This window comes from uncultured Veillonella sp. (assembly GCF_905209685.1).
In the GTDB taxonomy this organism is placed as follows: domain Bacteria; phylum Bacillota; class Negativicutes; order Veillonellales; family Veillonellaceae; genus Veillonella.
Genome location: NZ_CAJLUB010000170.1, coordinates 1 through 2916, shown reverse-complemented (window position 1 = coordinate 2916; position 2916 = coordinate 1). Strand labels below are relative to the sequence as shown.

Genomic DNA, 2916 nt, shown 5'->3' with positions numbered 1-2916 from the left:
CATAGCGTCCTCCTTATAAAGAAAATAGGCATGTGAATAATTACATCACATGCCTTTACTATATACCTTTATGATAACACCTGCAAATAGAAGGAGTTAACTATAGAAAATACTATTAATCGTACTCCTCAAAACGTTCTTCCACATTGTAGAGAACCTCGCAGTCACAGCCGCCACCTTCGTTAACGATCCAATCTAGTACACTTTCCACATCTACCTTTTGTTTTTCCAAGAATTCTCTGGTGAAAGTTAAACTATGGTCGCAACCGTCATTTGCCTCTAATTTCTCATCTACATAGTCAAAGAGATTCCAAAACAACTCTTCGTCCATAGGCAAACTATCTTTAAACGATTGCTTTTGCTTATCTGCATAAGCTTTTAATAATTCCTTTTTACGCGCTTTATCCATTATAATTGTTCCCTTTTATGTCTTATAAGTTATAGCTCATGACTTATATCTCAAGCACTATTTCTCATATAATTCTGGTCGTTCTAAAACTGTGCCGTATTTTAGTTTTGGCAACTTAACTAACTGAGGATACAGCTGTTTAACCTCTTTACAAGATCTTAATGTAAGATGTTCTAGATTATGGAGTTCTAAAATTGGAGAATAGTCTGTATCCATCACTTTAGCGGTTAAGAAGCTAAAAAATCGCAGCTGTTTCATATGACGTAGGAATCCCAAGGATTGAACCTTAAGAATTTTAGGAGCTGCGAAATCACCTTCTAGAGCAAGACTTTCAAGGTGCTTCAGATGCGCTAATGGCGTATAATCATCAATTTTTTGAAAGTTCTCAATCGACAGAGCCACTAAATTTTCTAATTTTGATATAGGCTCTAAACTCGATACGCTTCTACCGGACCCAATGTGTAAATATTCTAGTTCTTGTAAGTTCTCTAATTTTGAAATATCTGGATAGACGCCCCATTTTATATGTAATTTTTTAAGTCTACGTTGAGCACACACCGCATCAAATAAGTCCTGTGACATTCTTGTACAAAACATAAGCTCTGTAAAAGTATCTGGCTTATTTACTAGGAAATCACACCACTCCATCCAAATTCGCTTCTTATCTTTAGCAGAATAGTTTTCATCTAGCTGTGTGCAGTTGATTATTAACTTATCTTCACCATTATATTCAGAGACCTCTACCACAGATTTAGGCCGTGCGTCATCCTTATGATAGTAGTCAAATCCATATTTAACTTGCTTTTCTGTTAACACTGCCATGTTACAATTCCTCATCTTCGCCAGTCGCATAATTGGTTTGGCTACAACTGGATCCATAGCCAACAAATTTTAACGACCTTAGCAAATCGATACAAGCACATGTCCATTAGCTTCGAGCACTTGTTTATAGAAGCGTTTCATTTGCTCGAAATCATGAAGAAGTTCGTCTTTGATTTCTTCCTCTTCCTCATCGTAATCCCAGATATTTGGATATAGCTCTGCCTCTTTGCAGGCTGCCATATCAAAAGATTCGAGGGCTTCTTCCATATCAAACTGCTCTAGAGCCGCCACGATATCTGCTAATTTATCGTGTTCGGTATACGCTAAGTAATCCGATATTTCTTCAACAGCTGTTATGCCAAGTACAGCTTGGCTAAGAGGGTTATTATCATCCTTATGGTCAGTTCCTACGCCAGTTAGCACAAAGTGAAGTACATCCCACATCTTATCGATATCGAGCAATAATTCATCATCGTCATTCCACTCTTCAACGCTTTCAAGAATTTCCTCTTCTTCTGAGCCCATAGCTTTGAGCTCTTTTAAATTCGCATCACTTAAACAGCTATAATTTGCAATTAATCCCATAATCTATGCCCTCCTCAAATACATAATCAGATTAATCTCCGTAAGTAATGTAATAATCTATGATTTTCGTAAGTACTAAATGATGTATGACCTCCATAAATTTTTAGTGGTCTATTTCGGTCAATAATTCTAGTAAATTAGCCTCTCCTTCATTAGCTTTATTTAATAATGGCTTACATAGTAAAAGCACTTGCAGTGAGTAGTAATAGAAGCTAAAGAATAAATCATCAGGAAATACGTCTTCTTCCTCATATCTAAGAACATCTTCGTCTTCATCGTATTCTTCAGACCAAAGATATTCTTCGTTGAGCATATCCTCAAAACACGGTAGAGGATCAGCATGTTCCAGTAAAAGACCATCTCGAATGCACTCAGCAATCACAGTAAACAACTCAACCAATTGTTCTGCTAAATAATGAGCTACTTCATTCTGAGCGCTCTCTTCCTGGGCTTTCTTAAAAATACGAAGCAAGAAAATCATGGCGAATGGTGTAGCATGCCACAATGTGGATTGATGCTCAATATTTAACGCTATGTCCTCACCAGCCACATCAACAGCTTCAATACTGTCCATCTTCCATAAAACATCAAATTGATTAGGAAAATCTGTGCCCCGTCCATAAGAGGTCGTTAACCGATGCCACGGTATATCACTGACTTGTACGGTCTCTATGTATTTTTTAGTTACAGTATCCATTAAATTTACACCTTTATAGTAACAATTTTATATTTGCACATTGATATGTACGCCATAGATCAGTGCATTTATCGATGATTATTCCTGAACAACCTCTTTCACTAGTTCATAGGTGTCTATGAGACGCAGTTTTCCAATCCTAGGCTCATCTGTAATCTCCTCATAGATATCCTCCAACGTGCCTCTTGGTGCTAGTTTCCATAGTTTACATGGATAGAGTTCAACGGTTCCGATGATTTCTAAATTTTCTAGCAACAGGCCTAGGTCCTTATGATTGAACCAACAGTCTGTATCGATACCAAAATTTGTATTATCTTTCCAGCATGCGATTTTGCTATTTAGAAAGTCCTCCATTGTTGGTTTTTCTTCTTGTAAAAGCCGCGTACAGGCTAAATGATATTCG

Annotated in this window: 4 protein-coding genes and 1 pseudogene; all 5 read right to left on the bottom strand. The window is 37.1% G+C overall.

Going from position 1 to position 2916, the window contains the following annotated elements; genetic code table 11:
- Nucleotides 1-115: 115 nt before the first annotated feature.
- Nucleotides 116-409, bottom strand: a complete 294-nt coding sequence (locus QZ055_RS08990) for a DUF2695 domain-containing protein (protein ID WP_024066294.1) — start codon at nt 407-409, stop codon at nt 116-118.
- Between the two features lie 57 nt (nt 410-466).
- Nucleotides 467-1231 carry a leucine-rich repeat domain-containing protein gene (locus tag QZ055_RS08985; RefSeq protein WP_295826354.1) on the bottom strand — a complete coding sequence of 255 codons (765 nt, stop codon included), beginning with the start codon at nt 1229-1231 and terminating at the stop codon, nt 467-469.
- A gap of 78 nt (nt 1232-1309) precedes the next feature.
- Nucleotides 1310-1816 (bottom strand): YfbM family protein, encoded by a 507-nt coding sequence (locus QZ055_RS08980; protein WP_295826352.1) that lies wholly within the window; start codon nt 1814-1816, stop codon nt 1310-1312.
- 103 nt (nt 1817-1919) lie between these two features.
- Complete coding sequence (locus QZ055_RS08975; RefSeq protein WP_295826349.1) at nt 1920-2513, bottom strand: hypothetical protein; 594 nt, start codon at nt 2511-2513, stop codon at nt 1920-1922.
- A gap of 78 nt (nt 2514-2591) precedes the next feature.
- Nucleotides 2592-2916, bottom strand: a pseudogene (locus tag QZ055_RS08970) (hypothetical protein); the annotation flags it as partial.